Below are 1,088 nucleotides of genomic sequence, written 5' to 3' on the forward strand. Positions count from 1 at the left end.
CCGCCGGCGTGCTCGGCCTGCTGCTGGCGTGGCTGATCGGCCGGTCGATCGCCACCCCGGTGGCGGCGATGACGGCGGCGATGCGCCGGCTCGCCGCCGGCGACACCGCGGCGGAGGTGCCGGCGCTCGGCCGCAAGGACGAGGTCGGCGCCATGGCCGCCGCCGTCCAGGTGTTCCGCGATTCGATGATCCGCACGCGGACCATGGAGGAGGAGGCCAGGGCGGCCGAAGCGCGCGCCGCCGCCGAGCGTCACGAGGCCATGGTGCGTCTGGCCGACCGCTTCGAGGCCAGCGTCCAGGGCGTGGTCGGGACGGTGGTCGCCGCCTCCACCCAGATGCAGGGGGCCGCCGGCGCGCTGTCCGCCACCGCCACCCAGACCAGCCAGCAGGCGTCGGCCGTCGCCGCCGCCGCCGAAGAGGCCTCGGCGAGCGTCCAGACGGTCGCCTCGGCGACCGAGGAGCTGTCGGCCTCGATCGCCGAGATCGGCCAGCAGGTGACGGTCTCGGCGCGCATCGCCGGCGAGGCGGTGGGCGAGGCGGAGCGGACCACCGCCACCATGCGCGGCCTGGTGGAGGCGGCGCAGCGGATCGGCGCCGTGGTCGAGCTGATCGCCGGCATCGCCGGCCAGACCAACCTGCTGGCGCTGAACGCCACCATCGAGGCGGCGCGCGCCGGCGAGGCCGGCAAGGGCTTCGCCGTCGTCGCCTCCGAGGTCAAGGCGCTGGCCACCCAGACCGCCCGCGCCACCGAGGAGATCCAGGCGAAGGTGAAGGAGATCCAGGGGGCGACGGAGGGGGCGAGCGGGGCCATCGACGGCATCGGCCGGACGATCGCGCGGATGAACGAGATCGCCACGACCATCGCCTCGGCGATCGAGGAGCAGGGGACGGCGACGCGGGAGATCGCCCAGAACGTCGGTCAGGTCGCCCGCGGCACCGAGGAGGTCACCACGACCATCGCCGGCGTCGACCAGGCCGCCGCCGAGACCGGCACCGCCGCCGGCCAGGTGCTCGGCGCCGCCAACAGCCTCGCCCGCGAGGCCGAGACGCTGCGCACCGAGGTCGCCAACTTCATCGCCACCGTGCGG

Annotated in this window: 1 protein-coding gene; it reads left to right on the forward strand. The window is 75.6% G+C overall.

Annotated elements, in window-relative coordinates:
• Positions 1 to 1,088: methyl-accepting chemotaxis protein (locus tag ACSBPG_RS31920; protein WP_435541290.1), on the forward strand; the 1,088-nt coding region annotated here is incomplete at both ends.

This window comes from Azospirillum sp. ST 5-10, from assembly GCF_051225715.1.
In the GTDB taxonomy this organism is placed as follows: domain Bacteria; phylum Pseudomonadota; class Alphaproteobacteria; order Azospirillales; family Azospirillaceae; genus Azospirillum.